This is a genomic window from Marinobacter sp. 1_MG-2023 (assembly GCF_030549045.1).
Taxonomy (GTDB): Bacteria; Pseudomonadota; Gammaproteobacteria; order Pseudomonadales; family Oleiphilaceae; genus Marinobacter.
Genome location: NZ_JAUOST010000001.1, coordinates 1050854 through 1069367 on the forward strand (window position 1 = coordinate 1050854; position 18514 = coordinate 1069367).

Genomic DNA, 18514 nt, shown 5'->3' on the forward strand with positions numbered 1-18514 from the left:
ACGGCATTGAGAGGTGCCAGGGCAGAAATGCTGAGCAAATTAACTGAGAACGCTAGACCTTTGGCCCCCGCCCGCGAACTGCATTGGCGACCAGAGAAATCACCAGCAGAATGAGAAAGATAAAGAACAGTACTTTGGCGATACCTGCCGCTGTGCCTGCAATGCCCCCGAAACCGAGAACGCCAGCAATGATGGCGATGATGAGACAAATGACAGCCCAATAAAGCATAGTCTTTCCTCCTTGTTTAACTTCCATGTAAACGTGGCACACACATCCGGAATGCACAAATCTCAAGCAGCCCCGGGGACACCAAAGCGCCATTTCCGAGGAGTCTTTTCAGTTTTAACAGTATGTTTTATCTGCGATAAACAGACTTTATTGTCAGTTGATTAAGCTTTTATAAGATAAGTTGTTGGGCGGGATATTGTTATCGTGGCGCTACTGCTATTCTTATTGAACGTAGCTCAGGAGTATTTTATGAATTTGAAACGCATTACCTGTGCTTTGCTCGTCGCAGCCTCATGCACGCTTGCGGCGCCTTTGTATGCGGAATCAAATGATTCAACGGTAGACAAGCTCAAGCAGGAAACCCGAGAGCTTGGCGAGTCACTACAGGAATACGGTGCCGACCAGAAAGACCAGGCTGAGGACTCTATCAATCGAACACTGTCAGCTCTGGACAGACGTATTGCGGAGCTAGAAAGAGAGCTTTCCGAAAACTGGGACGACATGAGCAGCACTGCCCGGGAGCGTTCACAGGAAAGCCTGGCGTCTCTTCGAGAACAGCGTGAACGGGTGCAAGTCTGGTATAACGAACTCAAAGCCAGTTCTGCATCGGCATGGGAGCGGGCTAAAAAAGGCTTCTCCGACGCGTATGAAACATTTTCCGAGCAGTGGAATGAAACCGAGCGGGAATTGACTCTGGATCAGGACAAGAGATCCGACAGTATCTGATCATCAAAACAAAACGAGACAAGGAAACACAATGCCATTTTCTCCAGACCATATTGCCGAGCTTAACCTGCTATCACAGTTTGAGTCCTCCTCAGGCCAGGCTGGTATCAAGGTGCATCAGCATGATGCAGCACCTGAGACAGTGCAGGCCGCTGAGCGGCTTTTTTCCAAGGGGTTGATTACTCGCGATGACGGCGGCTATCTCACGCCTATGGGCAGTGAGGCTGTTGAGTTGACGCAGAAACTGCAATCTATCCTTACAACATAAACAGTGAGTTTTCCGGCCGGGTGGCCATCTGTGATGGTCTTCTGGCTGGGCGTCTGTATCTGTTATGTATGTGCATGAGCTTCTATACTGGGTGACCGCCTAAACACCTCATTCCGGCTACTCGCTATGCGCAAGATGTTCTATTCCTTTTTCGTCCCCGCCCTTTTTGTATGGTTGTGGAGCACTGGTTTTATCGGTGCCAAATATGGCTTGCCCTATGCCGAGCCATTTACACTTCTTTTAATCCGTATGCTGCTGACACTGGCGCTGCTTTTCGTGCTGGCATTGTTGCTTAAAACCCGCTGGCCGGGCTTGCGAGCTGCCGGGCATCTGGCAGTTACCGGGCTGCTGGTTCACGGGTGTTATCTTGGCGGTGTTTACTACGCGATTCAGGACGGAATGCCTTCCGGTATAGTGTCTCTGGTGGTCGGTCTGCAGCCATTGGTAACGGCTGCTGTGGCGGTTTTTGTATTGAAGGAATCGGTCTCAGGCAAACAGTGGCTCGGGCTTGGGTTAGGGTTGTTGGGCGTAACGCTGGTTTTGTTGGAGAAGTTTGGCGGGGCAGGCAATCCGGGTACCGGCTTTCCCCTCTGGACGCTTGTCTGGGCTCTGTTCGCCCTGGCTGGCATTTCATTGGGTACGGTTTATCAGAAACGCAATGGTACGGGTGCAGATCTTGTTGCGGGCACCATTATCCAGTACGGCGCTGCAGCCACGTTTTTCGCGGTTGGCGCGCTGACGCTGGAGACCCGGGAGGTGGTCTGGTCTTTGCAATTGCAGCTTTCCATGGCCTGGTTGGTCCTGGGCGTTTCTATTGGTGCAATTCTGTTGCTCATGTGGTTGATTCGCCGTGGTGCGGCATCCCAGGTTGCCAGCCTGTTCTATCTTGTCCCCCCGGTGACCGCTCTGGAGGCCTTCTGGCTGTTTGATGAGCGCCTCGGTGTGCTGGCGATTGTCGGAGGCATTGTTTCTATAACCGGCGTTGCGCTGGTGGTATCGCAGAGACGCCCAGCCTAAGGGACACACTGAACTATAGGCTGACAATCTGTTGTCTGGAGATATGGCGCCGGTTTCCTGATCGTAACCCCAGTAGCGACGTGTTTGAGGTATGTTGGATGCGATCGTTTTCCGGAATATGTATGGGCGCAGGTAAAGAGAAGCGAATGATATGACCTATTGGCTGGTTGCAAATCCAGAAGCAGGCGATGGCCAAAGAGGCCGGGCGTTCTGGCTTGAAAAGCTTGAAAACGCCGGTATCACCGGCCCGGAGTGTTGTGATTTCAGCGAGCAGACCTGGGCTGAGCGGGTACAGCCTGATGACGTAGTTATGGTTGCCGGTGGTGATGGTTCGGTTAATGCTGGCGCCAGACTCTGCCTTGAACGTAATGCCACGCTGGCTGTTTTGCCATCAGGTACTGCCAACGATTTTGCTCGCAACCTCGCGCTACCCCAGGAACCCGAGGCTGTGTGTGAATTAGTACAGCAGGGTATTACGCAAACGGTTGATGTTGCCGAGTTTGGTGATGGGCTATTCCTGAATGTTGCCCACATTGGCCTGGGTACGATTCCTGCTCGGGAATCGCAGGGCTCGGCCAAAAAACTCCTCGGGCGCTTCAGCTACGGCATTGAACTGTTACGTAGTGCGAGAGTCAAACGAGGCTTTCACGCAGAAATAAAATGTGATCAGGCCTTTGTGAGCGGTCGTTGGCTATCCATTGCCGTAGCCAGTGGTGCCTTTTTCGGCGGAGGGAATGAGGTTCCGCAAGCGACTGCCGACGATGGTCTTCTGGACGTTATTGCCGTAAAACCACGCCCTCTGATACAACTGATTCTGACGTTTCTCATGGTCAGGTTTAGCGGCAGGTCTCCTGACCGCACCAGTACCGTAGTGCACCTGAAAGGTAAGCATTGTGATGTTCTTACCTCCCGTCCACAGACTGTTACCGTAGATGGTGATGAAGCGGGCAAGACGCCGCTGCACGTAACCTGTCGCAAGCATTGTCTCCGGGTCATCGGTGCGTCAGTGGTGGGCACGGGAACGGCTGATAGTGACCGCCTGGGGCTTGGGTAACGCGCTTATGGCCCGCAGATCAATGGTTACGCGGTTTTTCCGTGCAGCCGCCTGGGTGTTCCTCCCTCTGGTGTTGGTATTTGTTTCCCTGTTACTTCTTTTCCGGTACGTAAATCCGCCAACCTCTGCGTTCATCGTTAGTTACAGTATTGCAAATCCGGACCAGGAGGTACGCCAGCAATGGGTCAGCTATTCGGATATTTCGCCGTGGATGTCACTTGCCGTAGTGGCCAGTGAGGATCAGCGGTTTCCGGATCACTGGGGGGTCGACTTTGCGGCGATTCGCAAAGCCCTGGCCGAATATCACGCCGGTGAGGGTCTCAGAGGTGCAAGCACGATCACCCAGCAAACCGCAAAGAACCTGTTTCTGTGGAATGGTCGCAGCTTCGTGCGTAAGGCGATGGAAGCGGGGCTTGCTCTGGCTGTCGACGGGCTTTGGCCTAAACGGAGAATTCTGGAGGTCTACCTCAATATTGCCGAATTTGGCCCCGGAATATATGGGGTTGAGGCCGCCAGTCGGGTTTACTTCGGGATACCTGCTCGTCAACTATCAGCGCAGCAGGCGGCACGGTTAGCCGCAGTTTTGCCGAATCCGAAAGTGCTGAGCGTGAATTCTCCATCACCCTATGTCCGGGATCGGGTATTCTGGATTCGCGGACAGATGGACCAGCTGTCGGGTTTGCAGTACCTGAAAGGGCTCTAGATACCAAAGGCGGGCTCCGGTCTGTCGGTGTCTTTGATACTATGGGCGCCTGCGCTGAGAGAAGAGAATGCTATGAGAGTGCTATTACTGGGTGCTACCGGGCTTACCGGGGGACTTGTATTGAGTGAGTTGCTGGGCCGTGATGAGGTTGAACTGGTGAATGTGCCACTGAGGCGCAAGTTAAGGCTTGAACACAGCAAGCTGCACCAGGAGGAAATTGATTTTGACCACATGGGCGACTACACCGGGCTCTTTCAGGTGGATGCGATTATCTGTTGTCTGGGTACAACGATCAAAAAGGCGGGCTCCCAGGAACAGTTTCGTAAAGTGGATTTTGGTTATGGGCTGAAAGCCGCTGAACTAGGCCGGGTTGAGGGCGCTAAAGCATTTATTCTGATGTCGGCTATAGGTTCATCTTCTTCATCAACCATATTCTACAACCGGGTAAAAGGTGAACTGGAGGATGGCGTTAAGGGCCTGGAGTACCCTTATCTTTCAATTTACCACCCCAGCCTGCTACTGGGTGCCAGGAATGAACATCGCCTGGGAGAGGCTGTAGGTGTCAAAGCCATGCCACTGATCAATCGGGCTCTTGTTGGCCCGCTGGAAAAATACCGTGCTATCGAAGCGGCGACAGTTGCCAGTGCGATGGTTAATGAGGTTTGTAACCTGGCATGCGAATCTGCAGCCGAGCAGGTGGTTCAGATTCGGGAATACCAGGATATCGTCAGGCTGTCTGCCCAGACAGCTTAATTGCCTGCCAGAATCCAGCCTGCTGCTTTCTCGGCAATCATCAATGTGGGTGAATTGGTGTTGCCGCTGGTAATCACGGGCATCACACCAGCGTCCACCACACGCAACCCGGTTACACCTCTTACTCTCAGGTGAGAGTCCACCACGGCCATTGCATCATCGGGCTGCCCCATGCGGGTTGTTCCCACGGGATGGAAAATAGTGGTGCCTATGTCGCCGGCCAGGCGGCTGAGATCCTCGTCGGTCTGATACTGTGCCCCGGGCTTGTATTCCTCTGGCATGTACTTTGAAAAGGCTGGCTGTTGCGCAATGCGGCGTGTTACCCGCAATGAGTCTGCCGCAACTTTCAGGTCCTCCGGGGTGCTCAGGTAGTTTGGCGAGATGGCCGGGGCCTCCAGAGGATTGCGGCTGCGGATGCGCACGGTGCCCCGGCTAGTGGGATTGAGGTTGCACACGCTGGCGGTAATGGCCGGGAAATTGTGCAGGGGCTGGCCGAAGGCATCCAGGCTCAGGGGCTGGATGTGGTACTGGATGTTGGCGTGGTCGTATTCATCCGAGCTGCGGGTAAATGCGCACAGTTGTGACGGAGCCATGCTCATTGGGCCAGAGCGTTTAAGCAAATACTCAAGACCAATCCGGGCCTTGCCCCAAAGAGAGTTGGCCATGGTGTTCAGGGTAAGCGCGTTCGTCACTTTGTAGACGGAGCGGATTTGTAAGTGATCCTGAAGGTTTTCGCCGACCCCCGGCAAGTCTGCAACTACCGGAATGTTCAATGCCTGCAGCAGGTCGGATGGCCCTATTCCAGACAGCTGCAAAAGTTGCGGGGAGCCGATCGAGCCGGCCGATAGAATAACTTCGCGGCTGGCCGTCGCCAGGGTTGCATCTTGAAAGCCAGTGCCTGCCACGCGCACGCCGGTGCACCTTGGCTGTTTGCCATCCATGCCCATCTCCAGGCTCACTACCTGAGTGGAGTGCCACACGGTGAGATTCGGCCTTTTTGCAGCGCTTCGCAAAAAGGCTTTTGACGTATTCCAGCGCCAGCCGGCACGCTGGTTTACCTCGAAATAATCAACGCCTTCATTATCCCCCCGGTTGAAATCATAGGTGCGGGGAACGCCCGCCTGAACTGCTGCTTCAGCAAAATCTTCAAGTACTTGCCATTTTAGGCGCTGGCGCTCTACCCGCCATTCACCGCCATGGCCGTGGAAGTGGTTTAGCTTGCTATCGTCAGGGTCACCGGCGTCCAGGCCGTGATGGTCCTCATGTCGCATGAAGTCCGGCAGGCAATTTTCCCAGGTCCAGGCGTCATCTCCGGTTATTTCAGCCCATCGGTTGTAGTCCCGTTCCTGGCCGCGGATATACAGCATCCCATTGATGCTGGAGCAGCCGCCCAGGGTTTTGCCGCGCGGGTAAATCAGCGATCGGTTGTTGAGCCCCGGTGCCGGCTCGGTGCGAAAGCACCAGTCGGTGCGTGGATTGTTGATGCAGTAGAGGTAACCCACCGGAATGTGAATCCAGTGGTAATTGTCCTGCCCTCCGGCCTCGATCAGCAGTACCCGGTTCTCCGGGTTGGCGCTCAGACGATTGGCCAGTAGGCAGCCGGCTGTTCCGGCGCCGGCTATGATGTAGTCAAATTCAAACTGACCCGGCGTTTTATTTTTATCGGGCAAGGTGTTATCTCCGTAGAGGCCTGTTGTAGATAGAGGCCTGATTTAACAGCGGTCTTCCGTTACGCTACCCCAATGTTGCGTCCAGGAACATCATGACGACAAAACCGACCAGCAGTGAGAAAGTCGCCAGCGTTTTATAGCTGTTCCTGTGGGTTTCCGGAATGATCTCGTTGCTGATAATGAATAGCATGGCTCCTGCAGCAAAACCCAGAGTCCAGGGCATAATCGGCTCTGCCAGCCACACCATGGCAGCGCCGAATACACCGCCGATGGGTTCGGCAAGGCCGCTCATCAGGGCTATGGTGAATGCCTTTACCCGCGAGTATTGAATGGCCATCAATGAGAGAGCAACGGCGAGGCCTTCGGGAATGTTCTGGATACCTATGCCCATTGCCAGTACATAGCCGTTGCGCACGTCTCCCCCGGCAAAACCGACGCCCACCGCCATGCCTTCCGGGAAGTTATGCAGTGTTATGGCAATTATAAACAACCATATACGGCGTATGTGGGCCGCATTCGGTCCCTCCGGTCCCAGGTTGAAGTGTTCATGGGGCAGTCTCTGATGGATGAAGTAAAGAGCCCCTGCGCCGGACAATATGCCGAATATCACCAGCAGGGCTGCCGCCCATGTTGAACCCAGCAGTGCCTCCCCGTGCTCGAGCCCCGGAAGCAGCAAAGAGAAAAAAGAGGCTGCAAGCATCACGCCCGCAGCACCCGCAAGCATGCTGTCTTGCAGTCGGTCAGACAGGGTTTTGACGAAGAAAACCGCCAAGGCACCGATACCGGTTGCAAGGCCTGCCAGCAGACTCGCCAGTGCGCCAAGCCATACAATGTTGATATCTGTTGTCATAAAGACCTGATTTTCATGGACGGTGTTATGCCGGGTAAACGTTGCCGAAGCTGTTTCATGCTGTCAGTCTGTTTTGTAGGTTGGACTTTTCGAGCGCGACAGGGTTGGCTCGCAGCCAATGATCTGTCTTGCCTGCTTGTGGGCATGCAGGTACCAGCGCTCGCCGGGTTTTCTGAATGTCTGCGGCGTGATACGGAAATCGGTTGTTTCCATCGTGGCGGGGATAGGCGAGCCGTCGGCATGACGATAAACACAGCTGGTGCCAATCGTCGCAGAAGTAGCAACGGGTAACTCAATAAAACCGTCACTCGAAACTTGTGGGGGTTCTCCGTCCACACTGATGATTTTGAGGCAGGGCCCGTAATGAACCTTCGCCAGATCACGAACATATTCGCTCAGACAGTGTTGAGCGCTGAGAAAGACTGTGCCGCTACTTGTGCTTTCCGGGATTGCGGACACATTCTTTGTGCCTGACGGTTGATCGGGCAACGACTGGCAGCCTGCAACGAAAAGCACGCTGGCCAGCAGAAGTGTGACGACAGGTTTCATCGTTACTCCTCGTTATGTTGAACAACAGGGGATCGTTCGGGAACAAACAAGGAGTCAGTTTAGATCAGATCCGGGATGCCTGGGTACCCGTTGGGGTATATATAAACGCTCAGCTTAGCTTGCCCGCCCAAACATCCGCTCGAAAAAACCTGCTGAACGCACATCCGGAATAGGCAGGCTGTCTAACTCATCCATGGCCTTGCGCCAGAAGTGTTCCGGGTTATCCAGCTCCGCAACTTGTGCGCGCTCATCGGGGCTGTAGTGGTTATGCTCTCCCGCAAGCCCTTTTTCCATCAGCGCCTGCGTCCAGAGGTAAACCGCACCCCTCACTGTTCTTAGCAGGTGAGAGTATACGTCGCGGCTGAGATTGATCGCGAGCTCTGCACTGAGGTTGATTTGTTTCTGCAGAACAGCCATGTCCTCCTCGTCCAGTAATAGCCGGTTGCCGTCGCCTTTTTTGCTGTTGACGCAGATTTTTTCCAGAGATTTGGTGCCCTCGATAAGGTCGATATGTCCGAACTCGAGCTTCTGCTGCTCGGTCACCACGGGAGCGGGTATCCATCCGTATTGCGGGGATTTCGCGACAATGTGTCCGGGCAAATCCAGGCGATAGGGTGGCGCCGCATCGCGGTCCTGATAACCGTCGAATTCGGAGCGTAGCCATGCAGCCATTTTTTTGTGCCGTAGCATCATTGCAAGGGTTATTGCTGACGGCATGATGCTCTCAAGAAGCTCGCCCGAATCCCGGGTACGCTCGTCGAGATGATTGACTGATGCAGACATATGCTCTCCTCGGTGGTGGCAGGAATCTGGGGGCCTGCCAGCCTATTATTGTTGTTATGCCGATCCCGGGTTTGCCCGGGTGGCTTTATTGGAATGGTGTTCGTGTCTAAAAAGTAGACAATGACGCTCAGTGGCGCCGTTGTAAAAAGGTTATTTCTTTGTAACAGCGGGTAAGCGGTTTAACCAGGTAGGACACACCCAGGCCGTTACATACCGGCGTGGGTGCTTTCGAAGATTTTATCCGCGGAGGCAGCGACAAACCCGTTGTATAGACTGCCATCTGGCTTTGGATAGCGCAGTGCAAACTCATAGAAGCAACTGGGAATCGTCATTTCCCGATCGCTAAACTGAACAGGAACTCGGTCAGCCATGGTGGATGACTGTTCAAGAAGGTCCTCGGGAGACCCTTTCACTTCGCCGCCGGAAACGTTCACCGTAAAACCCTTGTCTTTCAGAAGCTGGTTGATGTCAGCAACTGTCTGAAAGTTCTGCAGATGATTAACGCTCACAGTGAAATGATTTGCCCGGTAGCCCCAAGCCGCTAGCCAGGCCGCATATTCGCTCTCATCCAGCAGCTTTCGGTAGGTCTCGTAATCGATATCCCAGTGCCGGCCGGAGTATAGAAAGTCGTCTGCCGCGATCTGTTCTTTTCCTACCTTCTTGACCAGAGTTTTTACTATGCCCTGAAGTTCCGGGGAGCATTGTTCCGTCAACAACTCTGAAATGAATACCCTCGGAGCCTCAGGATCTGTGTGTTCATAGTGGCGCGCATAGAGGTTTTTGCCTTTAAAGTGATACTCGCCGCCCTCGCGATAGCCAAGAGAAAGGAAATGCTTTGCCAGAGACTCCAGGCCAACGGGGGCGAGGTTGAAGGTTCTCAGAGCGATATGATCGTTGATTATTCCATGCCCTTCTTCGGCACCCAGAATCTTGTGGATTTTTACCGCAGAAGGCGTGACGTCTCGGTAGTTCTGCCAGAGCTTTTCGAACAACGCGTTGCGATCAGTATGCATAACTTAACTCCGGGGCCGTATTTCGCGTTTGTGTTGGCGTTGACTGACCCAAGGGCAAAGTGCGCGCGAAGTTGCCATTCCTCAGGTGCAGCTTTTCAGCGAGGGCCAGGGGAACAGTCAGCTTATCAGGCTGGGCGGACACCTCGGATGAGACTGTGGCCCGAAAGTCTGCCGTACCTGTATTTGCAATCAGGATCGGCTCATCAGGCTGGTATCTGTTGTGTTCATGGCCGTTGCCAGTTCTTTTACCCGTTTCACTAATAATGATGGGGCAGGCTGAAGAAGACCTTACGCTGGCGATGTCAGCCAGAGCGCACTCAACTGTTGGGCCCGCGTCAAACAGGTCTATGAGCCCTTTGTGTTGAAACCCTTCGGCTTCCAGTATCTTCAGAGCCGGCCGCGTGTTCTCGTGTACCTGACTGAGAACTGCACGGGCCTCTTCGCTCATGAGGCATGTGTAAAGAGGATGCGATGGCATCAACTCATCTATAAATTCAGTGTAGCCGCTACCTACCAGATGTGTCGCCCGGCCGAACTCCAGATCCACAAAATGTGCCTTCAACCAGTTCCAGAATGGCGACTGGCCAGCGCCATTGGATACACCTCGCATCTCAGCAATCACTTTGTCTGAAAAGCGTTCCGGGTGCTGTGCCATAAACAGGAAGCGCACTCTGGATAGGAGTTTGCCAGCATGGGCCCGGCGGAGTTCAGGCCGTAAATAGAGCGAGCAAATCTCGGAATAGCCTGTGTAATGGTTGCAGCGGGTGAGAGTTTCCACACTTCGACGAAGACCAAGGTCTCGGGAGTGATGGGTAACCGTATTGCGTCGAAAATGATAAAGCGGCCGGGTGTGCCCCGCATTTGCTTCTATGCCAGAGGTGCCGAGAATATCACCGGTGCTCTCATCTTCCAGCACGAACAGATAATGTTCGTCGCCCGGGCTGGTCACCCGGCGCTCGAAACTGGCCATGGAGTGGGCGATTTTTCGCGCCAGAGCATCTCTGTCTGGCATCAGGGAGGTAAACCCCGGGCCGGACTCCTTGGCTATCTGAGCAAGAGTGTCCAGATCTGTGTCGGTAATCGGGCGAATGACCATGGGCTGCAACCTGACAGTGTTTTGGAACAGTATGAAGTGATGTACTAACAGGTTGCAGGTATAATTTGATCTAAATGAGTTGTTATTTTATCAAAATGACCAATCAGGTGATCAAAGTGATCGGAACCAAAGACCAGAAGCTACTTATGCTGCTCCGTCAGAACGCCAGAACCAGCATCAGTGAACTTGCCAGAGCTTTAAACCTGTCACGCACAACGGTTCAAAACCGGATAGCTCGCCTGGAAAGCAGTGGAGTAATTGCCGGGTATTCGGTGCAGTTGGGAGGGGCTTTTTCAAGTAGCCAGGTAGAGGCTCATGTTTCGATAAAAGTTGTGCAGAAACTGACTGCACGAACGAATACCGCGCTTGAGGGTATCAGCCAGGTAGCGCAATTGTTCTCAGTCAGCGGGGAATACGACCTTATAGCGATCGTGCAGGCTCAGTCTCTGGAGGAGTTGAGTGCGGTGCTGGACGAAATTGGAAACCTTGACGGTGTTGAGCGCACTAACTCGGCGGTGGTTCTGGAAACCCGTTTCCGGCGTTAGACGCTTTCCGAATGCTATTGTTCAAACGGTGAGTATCAAGAACCCAACATGCCTGCGTAAGCGCTGTACAAGAAAGCGGCTGAGCCAAGCAGAATAAATCCCCAGGCTGGAAAAATCAGAAAAGAGCGACTCGATTGTCTCATGGCAGTCTCCTATGAGTGATGGGATTCGATACGCTTCATTTTCCACTCTAGACCAATCTTGATTAATGTCACAAAAATATAATCAATTTCTTTAGCCTCCCTGACGTCATGCAGTGCGTTTTGTCACCAGACAGGGTGTCTAATGCCATTGAGCTCTTCAGAAATCAGGTTAAGATGAGTCTGATCTTGATTTCGATTCTTAAGAATTGGTACAGGTTCAACAAACGATAAAAACAATAAGGAGTTGTTCATGGCAATGGACCCCCGTAGGCAGACATCCTTGCACTGCTTATATTTCTGGGCGGAGCACAACCCGGAAAAAATCTATCTGACTCAACCCTATCCCGACGGCACGGTGGAAGACATCACCTGGAAGCAAGCCGCCGATCAGGTGTCGCGAATGGCGGCCCACCTCAACAGTCTTGAGCTACCAGAACCTAGCAATATCGCAGTTCTGGGTAAAAACAGTGCCCACTGGATACTGTCAGACCTGGCCATCTGGGCTGCAGGGCATGTATCTGTGCCGCTCTATCCAACCCTGAACGGGGAAGCTGCCGCCTATATCCTTGAACACAGCGGGGTTAAGTTGTTGTTTCTGGGGAAACTTGATGGAACGGCGGATGGATGGAACGATATAAAAGGGCATCTTCCTTCCGATCTTCCGATCATATCCCTGCCGATGTCGCCGCGGAATGATACGCCAAAGTGGCTGGACATTATTGCGGAGTATGAGCCGGCTTCACCAAAGCTACCCGACCCGGATAGCCTGGCAACGATTAAATATACCTCCGGCAGCACCGGTCGCCCCAAAGGGGTAATGCACAGCTTCCGCGCCATGATGTCAGTCGCCGACGGTTTGCAACAGATGTTCACCGCATCATCCGATGACCGTATGCTGTCCTATTTGCCACTGGCACACGTGGCTGAGCGGGCTGCGGTGGAAACCCAATCCCTGTATTTCGGCTTTCACCTGTACTTTGCCAATACCCTGGAAACTTTTCAGCAGGACTTGCAGCGCGCCCGGCCAACCCTTTTCTTTTCGGTCCCACGCCTGTGGATGAAGTTCTACCTGGGGATTAACGCCAAACTGCCGCCTAAAAAACAGAAGTTGCTGTTCAGTATTCCGTTTATAGGCTCAATGGTGAAAAAGAAGGTACTGAAGCAACTGGGTCTGGATCATTGTCGGGCCGCTCTGACCGGTGCCGCTCCCTTGTCGGAAGAGATCATCACCTGGTACCGCAACCTCGGGCTGGAGCTGCTGGAAGTCTACGGCATGACAGAAAACTTCGGTTACTCCCACGCCAGCCGCCCCGGGGAGGCCAGGATCGGCTATGTGGGCGTAGCCAATCCAGGTGTTGAACATCGTATTGGTGAAGGTGGCGAGATACAGGTCAAGAGCCCTGGAATGATGCTGGGTTACTATCAGAATGAGGAAAAAACCCGGGAAGATGTCACTACCGATGGTTTCCTCAAAACCGGCGACATGGGGGAAATCAACGCTGATGGGTATCTGCAGATTACAGGCCGGGTAAAAGACCTGTTCAAAACGTCCAAAGGCAAGTACGTAGTGCCGGTGCCCATCGAAAACAGGTTCAATCACCCTTCGGTGGAAGTGGTCTGCGTGGCTGGGGCCAATCAGCCCCAGCCCTGCCTTATGTTGTTGCTTTCAGAAGATGTCAGGGATTCTCTGGAAACCGGCTCCAGCCGGGAGGCGCTGGAACGGGAGTTGGCGGAGGAACTGGAGGCGGTGAACAAAGACTGCGAGGCCCACGAGAAAATTGCGTTTGTGGTTGCGGTGAAAGAGCCCTGGACGATGGAGAACGGGATGCTGACGCCTACCATGAAGATCAAACGCAACATTATCGAGGATGTATATAACCGCAAAATGGACGAGTGGTTTGAGCAGAAGAAGAAAGTAATCTGGGAGTTCTGAGCGTGTAATGCAAAACGCCGACGACTCTGTTCAGAATCGTCGGCGTTTTCAGTCTGGTTTTCCCGTAAAAAGCTGCGCTGTATGGCGCAGCTTTTTACGTATGTTCGACTGGAATCAGTGACCACCCTGCATTTGGGTGATATCAGTTACTGCTACAGCCTTACGGTTAAACGAGCGCATTTTTCTGCTCATGAACTGTACCGCGATCTTTGCAGCTGCACGGGTGTGATGACTTCTTACTCCAGCACTGTTGTGGAGGATACTGGACGGTAGCGGGTGAACGGTTGCAATGTGCTTATGAGCCATAGCGACTTCCTCCTTGGCTGGTGATTAACAATTAATGAGTGAATAAAGGGTTTGACCCGAATTTACGATGAATACTAAAGGTATTTTTTTGCAGCTTAAATACGTTAAACTCCGTACTCACGTTGCAAATATGCAGTAGCTATGGACTGGGATTATCTTCGATATATACATGCTTTGGCAATAGGCGGAACACTCGCAAAAGCCGGAGAAATACTGGGAGTGCACCAAACCACGGTTTTACGCCGTCTGGACCAGATGGAAGAGTCGCTGGGGGTGCAGTTTTTCGAGCGCAACCGGGATGGCTTGCAGCTGACGCCGGTTGGAGAAACCGCCTTTCGTAACGCCGAAAAGCTATCGGTTGAGATGGAAAATCTCGAGCGCAAGCTGGTCGGGCAGGACTCTGCACCCGTAGGCAAGGTGCGGCTGGCCGCTGAGGATACGATGATGAGCGAATTGCTCGGGTCGGTTCTGGCAGAACTGGTGCGCGAGTTTCCGGATATTGAACTGGAAGTTCTTACAGATAATGACGTAACCAACCTCACACACAGGGAGGCGGACCTTACACTTCGCCCTGAAAATAAACCTCAGGCAACACTCGAGGGTGAGCGGATAGCCGCAATCGAATCGGCTGTTTATGGTTCAGCCAGCTACTGCCGGCGCAACCGTAATATGGATATTGAAAACCAGCCCGAAGACTGTCTCTGGATTATCCCGGACGAAACCTTCAGCCACTTGGCTACGGGCCGCTGGTATCGCAAACACCTGAAAAACGCTACGTCGGTCATCCGGTGTAACAGTCTGCACGCCATGCATGCGTTGGCGCGCTCCGGCGCAGGCCTGGCTGTATTGCCGTGCTTCCTGGGCGAAGGCACTAAAGAGCTGCGCCGGCTGTCAGATCCTATCGAGGGTGAAAGTGTCGACCTGTGGGTGCACGTAAGCCAGGACACTCAGCAAATGGCGAGAGTTCGTATTGTGATGGAGTTTCTGGTGGACCGACTGCGTGCCCAGGCCGCGATCATCGAGTTCAACCCGACCGCATGATAATTCGCAATCTCAACCGCAGAATGGCCAGAATTGATACCAGCGCCAGCACTGAAATTCCTGCTCACAGGATTTGAGCTGATTATCGTAAAGAAAGGCGCGGTTCTGAACCCGTGAAGCCAGAGCCGTAACTGCGGGCTTGCGGTTATATGTTTTGCGGGCGTAGCCGCCCCGACCCTCATGATAAGCCAGGTAAAGTTGGCGCGGGCTGTGGAAAGCAATGCCAAGTTGTTGGTGGGTGAGGTGGTTGTACCAACCCACGAAATCCAGTGCGTGCTCCATATCGGTACGAACGGTAAACAGACCATCGCCGTTGGCCATCAGATACTCTCCCCACGCCGGGTCCAGGGCTTGGGCGTAGCCATAGGCTGTGGTTGGCCGGCTCCAGGGAATAAACCCCCATAGCAGAGTCCTGGGAGGTTTGGCGTGGCTGCGGAATGAAGATTCGTAATAAACGAACGCCATTTGGGTGGCGATGGGCGTGCCCCAGCGGTCCTGAGAGTTTTTTGCATAGTCATACCAAACGGTATGCTCACGAAAAATCTCACATACATTGTCGGGATTAACTGGTGGTTCCGGGGCCAGCAGGCTGAACCTCAAGGTTGCCCAGGTGCCGATAAGCAGCCCCAGTACCGGAAGGCCGTACCATTTCAGTCGGAATCTCCACAGGTTACGGCGTGTCTGGCGCCGTCTTTTACGTGGGCGCGCCGGTCTCCAGAATTTTCCTACCAAACTGTCATCTCCGGAACCCATGGATTGCTTGCTCAGGGAAGGGTGCGCGTGTCATAAACGCAGCACCCATCAAACAGGATGATAATTAAATGAAGCTTGGCACCCTAGTTAAACCTCTTTTAATCACCGGCCTGTTCCTGGCTGGCCCCGTTATGGCAACGCCTAGTGCTCAGCAGGTTTTAGATGCATCGCCCATAGACGATATTGTAGATCGTTACCCTGCCATGATGAGTGAAGGTATTCGCGAGGGTATGAAGCGCAGTCAGCAACTACCGCCTATGGTGGCAGATACCATTGGCTATGTGGTGACTAACAGTTTTCGCGCTGCAGACATAGAACAGGAAATCGTGAACAACCTGGAGCGCGACCTCTCCGGGAAACAGCTTGAAGCGGTAGAGAGTTGGTACACGACCCCGGTTGCCCAGAAAATCTCGGCGGCAGAAATCGCGGCTTCGGACCCAGTTGTCTGGAAGCAGATTCAGGCCAGAGCATCGGATTTGAACGAGAAATATAAGGGTACGGATCGCGCAAAAATGTTTGAGCGGTTTGATCGTGCAGCCCGCGCGACTGAAAGCACGGTGGATACGACCATTGCCGTGCAGCTTGGGTTGGCAACCGCCATGGCTGCATTCAGCAGTGACTCGGTGAATTACGATGAGCTTAAACAAAGCATAGAAAACCAGCGCGGCAAAATCCGGGGCATCGTTGAACAGCAGGTGTACGACAGCTACTTGCACACCTATGAAAACATCAGCTCTCAAGAAATGGGGCTGTATATTGATTTTCTGGAAAGTGGCCCGGGCACTGCATTTTCTAAAACCGTTACCCAGAGTATTCAGCAGGCTATTACGGATCCGATTGAGTCCATCGGAAACCAGATGGCACGCTTTCTTGCCCCGAAGAAGTAGGGAATTAGCTAGAAGAATAGTCAGCGCTGGCAGGATTGGCTCCCGATGCAATCAGGAGCCAATCTGCAGCCCGCGGCGGGAGAACCTTCGGCTTATGAGTAAAGGTTCCTCCACATGCGGCTGAAGGCTCTTAACTGCGGCTGGTTACTTCCAGAAGGTGGTAGCCAAACTGGGTTTTTACTGGCCCGAGAACCTTGTTCACTTCGCCACTAAAGACCACTTTGTCAAACTCAGGAACCATCTGGCCGGGGCCGAATGAGCCCAGGTCGCCGCCGTTGCGGCCAGACGGGCAAGAAGAGTGCTGCTTTGCAACTTCAGCGAAATCTTTACCGCCTTCAATCTCTTTCTTCAGTTCTTCACACTTTGCTTCGCTGTCTACCAGAATATGGCGCGCGGTTGCCTGTGTCATGGTAACGATCCTTAACTAGAATGAATGGATACTTCAGAGAGGGAATGCTGCCCGTCCCTATCGCCGGAGGCAAGCCTTTTTATCGGTGTTTCTGCGGCCTCACGATTGTCACTGCAAACCTGTACAATGCCCGCTTTATTTAGCTGGCGCAGCGTCGGCCCTCACATCTATAGGTTTGTTTCTTGATCTCTACTGCCAATATCACCATGCAATTCGGGGCTAAACCCCTTTTTGAAAATGTTTCCGCCAAGTTCGGTAACGGCAATCGCTACGGCCTGATCGGGGCTAATGGGTGCGGCAAATCCACCCTGATGAAGATCCTCGGTGGTGACCTTGAGCCTTCCGCAGGGCAGGTTATGCTTGAGCCGAACGTTCGCCTGGGTAAGCTGCGTCAGGATCAGTTCGCCTATGAGACCTGTTCTGTCATGGACACTGTGATCATGGGCCATGAAGAACTGTGGAACGTAAAAAAAGAGCGCGATCGCATCTATTCGCTGGCTGAGATGACTGAAGAAGATGGTATGGCGGTGGCGGACCTGGAGGTTCAGTTTGCCGAGATGGACGGCTATACCGCCGAATCCCGGGCGGGCGAACTGCTCCTTGGCCTGGATATCCCCCTGGAACAGCACGATGGGCCGATGAGCAACCTCGCGCCTGGCTGGAAGCTGCGTGTTCTGTTGGCACAGGCCCTGTTCTCGGACCCGGATGTCTTGCTGTTGGATGAGCCCACCAACCACCTGGATATCAACACCATCCGCTGGCTGGAAAATATTCTGGTAGCGCGCAGCAGCACCATGATCATCATTTCGCATGACCGTCACTTCCTGAACAGCGTGTGCACCCACATGGCGGATCTGGACTACGGTGAACTGAAGCTGTTCCCGGGTAACTATGATGAGTATATGACGGCCGCCACCCAGGCCCGTGAGCGTATGCTATCGGATAACGCCAAGAAAAAGGCTCAGATTGCGGAATTGCAGCAGTTCGTTAGCCGCTTCTCTGCCAATGCTTCGAAAGCCAAACAAGCCACCTCCCGCGCACGCCAGATCGACAAGATTCAGCTGGACGAAGTGAAGCCCTCCAGCCGTGTGAGCCCTTTCATTCGTTTTGAGCAGGGCAAAAAATTGCACCGTCAGGCGGTCACCATTCGGGATCTGACAAAAGGCTTTGACGGGAATACGCTGTTCAACAAGTTGAACCTGCAGGTTGAGGCCGGCGAGCGAGTGGCTGTGATTGGCCCTAACGGAATTGGTAAAACCACGCTGTTACAGTGTTTGGCAGGTGCTTATGAGCCAGACAGTGGTGAGGTGAAGTGGACGGACAGCGCGGAAGTGGGCTACTACGCCCAGGATCACACGGATGATTTTGCTGACGACGACACGTTGTCGGAGTGGATGGCTCAGTGGACGACGGGTGGCGAACAACTGGTTCGCGGCACCTTGGGGCGTATGTTGTTCTCTGGCGATGATATTGGTAAATCGGTGCGGGTGATTTCCGGTGGTGAGCAGGGGCGCATGCTGTTCGGCAAGCTGATTCTGCAGAAGCCTAACGTGATGCTGCTGGATGAGCCCACCAACCACCTCGATATGGAGTCCATCGAGGCTTTGAACCTGGCGCTGGAGAACTATCCCGGTACACTGATTTTCGTGAGCCACGACCGTGAGTTTGTGTCTTCATTGGCGACTCGGATTATAGAGCTGACGCCTGAGGGTGTTACTGACTTTAGTGGTACCTACGATGACTATCTCCGCAGCCAAGGTTACTTGTGAGAAGCGGGGGCGCGGGT

Annotated in this window: 21 protein-coding genes; 11 read left to right on the forward strand and 10 right to left on the reverse strand. The window is 53.5% G+C overall.

What is annotated here, in order from left to right; all coding sequences use genetic code 11:
* Positions 1-52 precede the first annotated feature (52 nt).
* A complete protein-coding gene (locus tag Q4606_RS04835; RefSeq protein WP_303596316.1) occupies positions 53-229 on the reverse strand; it encodes a DUF1328 domain-containing protein in 177 nt (58 codons plus the stop codon).
* A 249-nt stretch (positions 230-478) separates the two neighbouring features.
* On the opposite strand from Q4606_RS04835, the gene Q4606_RS04840 reads away from it, so the two are divergent.
* The 6 genes from Q4606_RS04840 (at position 479) to Q4606_RS04865 (ending at position 4750) form a co-directional block, all read left to right on the forward strand.
* Complete coding sequence (locus Q4606_RS04840; protein WP_303606834.1) at positions 479-955, forward strand: hypothetical protein; 477 nt, start codon at positions 479-481, stop codon at positions 953-955.
* Between the two features lie 31 nt (positions 956-986).
* Positions 987-1223 carry a TIGR02647 family protein gene (locus Q4606_RS04845; RefSeq protein WP_303606835.1) on the forward strand — a complete coding sequence of 79 codons (237 nt, stop codon included), beginning with the start codon at positions 987-989 and terminating at the stop codon, positions 1221-1223.
* A 126-nt stretch (positions 1224-1349) separates the two neighbouring features.
* The gene (locus Q4606_RS04850) at positions 1350-2240 is read left to right on the forward strand and encodes a DMT family transporter (RefSeq protein ID WP_303596313.1); all 891 of its coding nucleotides are present in this window, start codon (positions 1350-1352) and stop codon (positions 2238-2240) included.
* Between the two features lie 151 nt (positions 2241-2391).
* On the forward strand, positions 2392-3294 hold the full coding sequence (locus tag Q4606_RS04855; RefSeq protein ID WP_303606836.1) for a diacylglycerol kinase family protein: 903 nt from the start codon (positions 2392-2394) through the stop codon (positions 3292-3294).
* A 7-nt stretch (positions 3295-3301) separates the two neighbouring features.
* Entirely contained in the window at positions 3302-3997 is a 696-nt protein-coding gene (mtgA, locus tag Q4606_RS04860; RefSeq protein ID WP_303606837.1) for a monofunctional biosynthetic peptidoglycan transglycosylase, read from the forward strand.
* 72 nt (positions 3998-4069) lie between these two features.
* Positions 4070-4750, forward strand: coding sequence for an NAD-dependent epimerase/dehydratase family protein (locus Q4606_RS04865; RefSeq protein WP_303596310.1), 681 nt, complete (start codon positions 4070-4072; stop codon positions 4748-4750).
* On the opposite strand, the gene Q4606_RS04870 is transcribed toward Q4606_RS04865, so the two are convergent.
* From Q4606_RS04870 to Q4606_RS04895, 6 genes are all read right to left on the reverse strand, one after another.
* Positions 4747-6420 (reverse strand): GMC family oxidoreductase, encoded by a 1674-nt coding sequence (locus Q4606_RS04870; RefSeq protein WP_303606838.1) that lies wholly within the window; start codon positions 6418-6420, stop codon positions 4747-4749. The two genes, Q4606_RS04865 and Q4606_RS04870, sit on opposite strands and share 4 nt — an antisense overlap.
* A 64-nt stretch (positions 6421-6484) precedes the next feature.
* Complete coding sequence (locus Q4606_RS04875; protein WP_303596308.1) at positions 6485-7270, reverse strand: ZIP family metal transporter; 786 nt, start codon at positions 7268-7270, stop codon at positions 6485-6487.
* Between the two features lie 63 nt (positions 7271-7333).
* Positions 7334-7819 (reverse strand): hypothetical protein, encoded by a 486-nt coding sequence (locus Q4606_RS04880; RefSeq protein WP_303606839.1) that lies wholly within the window; start codon positions 7817-7819, stop codon positions 7334-7336.
* Between the two features lie 114 nt (positions 7820-7933).
* Entirely contained in the window at positions 7934-8602 is a 669-nt protein-coding gene (locus Q4606_RS04885; RefSeq protein ID WP_303606840.1) for a hypothetical protein, read from the reverse strand.
* Between the two features lie 206 nt (positions 8603-8808).
* Positions 8809-9615: a DUF1338 domain-containing protein gene (locus tag Q4606_RS04890; protein ID WP_303606841.1), complete on the reverse strand. Its 807-nt coding sequence runs from the start codon at positions 9613-9615 to the stop codon at positions 8809-8811.
* Positions 9605-10711, reverse strand: a complete 1107-nt coding sequence (locus Q4606_RS04895; RefSeq protein ID WP_303606842.1) for an arginine N-succinyltransferase — start codon at positions 10709-10711, stop codon at positions 9605-9607. The genes Q4606_RS04890 and Q4606_RS04895 overlap by 11 nt, the downstream gene beginning before the upstream one ends.
* 116 nt (positions 10712-10827) lie before the next feature.
* Here Q4606_RS04895 and Q4606_RS04900 point away from each other — a divergent pair, with 116 nt between their 5' ends.
* Entirely contained in the window at positions 10828-11256 is a 429-nt protein-coding gene (locus Q4606_RS04900) for an Lrp/AsnC family transcriptional regulator (protein ID WP_303596303.1), read from the forward strand.
* A gap of 393 nt (positions 11257-11649) precedes the next feature.
* On the forward strand, positions 11650-13332 hold the full coding sequence (locus Q4606_RS04905; protein ID WP_303596301.1) for an AMP-binding protein: 1683 nt from the start codon (positions 11650-11652) through the stop codon (positions 13330-13332).
* Between the two features lie 114 nt (positions 13333-13446).
* On the opposite strand, the gene Q4606_RS04910 is transcribed toward Q4606_RS04905, so the two are convergent.
* Positions 13447-13638 carry a hypothetical protein gene (locus Q4606_RS04910; protein ID WP_303596300.1) on the reverse strand — a complete coding sequence of 64 codons (192 nt, stop codon included), beginning with the start codon at positions 13636-13638 and terminating at the stop codon, positions 13447-13449.
* 141 nt (positions 13639-13779) lie between these two features.
* On the opposite strand from Q4606_RS04910, the gene Q4606_RS04915 reads away from it, so the two are divergent.
* Entirely contained in the window at positions 13780-14679 is a 900-nt protein-coding gene (locus Q4606_RS04915; RefSeq protein WP_303596299.1) for a LysR family transcriptional regulator, read from the forward strand.
* Positions 14680-14691: 12 nt separating this feature from the next.
* On the opposite strand, the gene Q4606_RS04920 is transcribed toward Q4606_RS04915, so the two are convergent.
* A complete protein-coding gene (locus Q4606_RS04920; RefSeq protein WP_303607013.1) occupies positions 14692-15333 on the reverse strand; it encodes a lysozyme-like domain containing protein in 642 nt (213 codons plus the stop codon).
* A 167-nt stretch (positions 15334-15500) separates the two neighbouring features.
* On the opposite strand from Q4606_RS04920, the gene Q4606_RS04925 reads away from it, so the two are divergent.
* Positions 15501-16319 (forward strand): DUF2059 domain-containing protein, encoded by an 819-nt coding sequence (locus tag Q4606_RS04925; RefSeq protein WP_303606843.1) that lies wholly within the window; start codon positions 15501-15503, stop codon positions 16317-16319.
* A gap of 130 nt (positions 16320-16449) precedes the next feature.
* On the opposite strand, the gene Q4606_RS04930 is transcribed toward Q4606_RS04925, so the two are convergent.
* Entirely contained in the window at positions 16450-16728 is a 279-nt protein-coding gene (locus tag Q4606_RS04930) for a peptidylprolyl isomerase (protein ID WP_303596297.1), read from the reverse strand.
* A 182-nt stretch (positions 16729-16910) separates the two neighbouring features.
* Here Q4606_RS04930 and Q4606_RS04935 point away from each other — a divergent pair, with 182 nt between their 5' ends.
* Complete coding sequence (locus tag Q4606_RS04935) at positions 16911-18497, forward strand: ABC-F family ATPase (protein WP_303606844.1); 1587 nt, start codon at positions 16911-16913, stop codon at positions 18495-18497.
* The last annotated feature ends 17 nt before the right edge of the window (positions 18498-18514 follow it).